This is a genomic window from Paraburkholderia sp. RL18-101-BIB-B (assembly GCF_046026985.1).
In the GTDB taxonomy this organism is placed as follows: domain Bacteria; phylum Pseudomonadota; class Gammaproteobacteria; order Burkholderiales; family Burkholderiaceae; genus Paraburkholderia.
Genome location: NZ_JARESV010000212.1, coordinates 1 through 424, shown reverse-complemented (window position 1 = coordinate 424; position 424 = coordinate 1). Strand labels below are relative to the sequence as shown.

1 protein-coding gene is annotated in these 424 nt (G+C 66.5%); it reads right to left on the bottom strand.

Annotated features, from left to right (window positions below; genetic code table 11):
* Positions 1-424, bottom strand: a 424-nt coding sequence (locus P0D73_RS46780; RefSeq protein ID WP_408321477.1) for a histidine kinase dimerization/phospho-acceptor domain-containing protein, incomplete at both ends; no start/stop codon positions are given.

Below are 424 nucleotides of genomic sequence, written 5' to 3'. Positions count from 1 at the left end.
CACCGCGTCGGCCGACGCGCTTGCGGCCAGCACGATCTCGCCGCCCTGCGGCGTATAGCGAATGGCGTTGGCGAGCAGATTGCTCACGGCGCGGCGGAACAGTTCGAGATCCGCCGTCACGCTGGCCGCGCCGTTCACGCGCACGCGCACATTCGCCTCTTCGGCAATGCCTTCGAAGTAGTCGGCGATATGGGTCAACTCCTGTCCCGCGTCGAACTCGCGCAGTTGTTTGACGAACTGCGGATGCTCGGCGCGCGCCAGGAACAGCACGCTCTCGATCATTCGCGAGAGCCGGTCGCACTCTTCCAGATTCGAGGCGAGGAGCGTTTCGTATTCATCGACGGAGCGCGGCCGGGCGAGCGCGACTTCAGCGGCGCCGCGCATGTTGCTGAGCAGCGTGCGCATGTCGTGCGCGAGGTCGGCC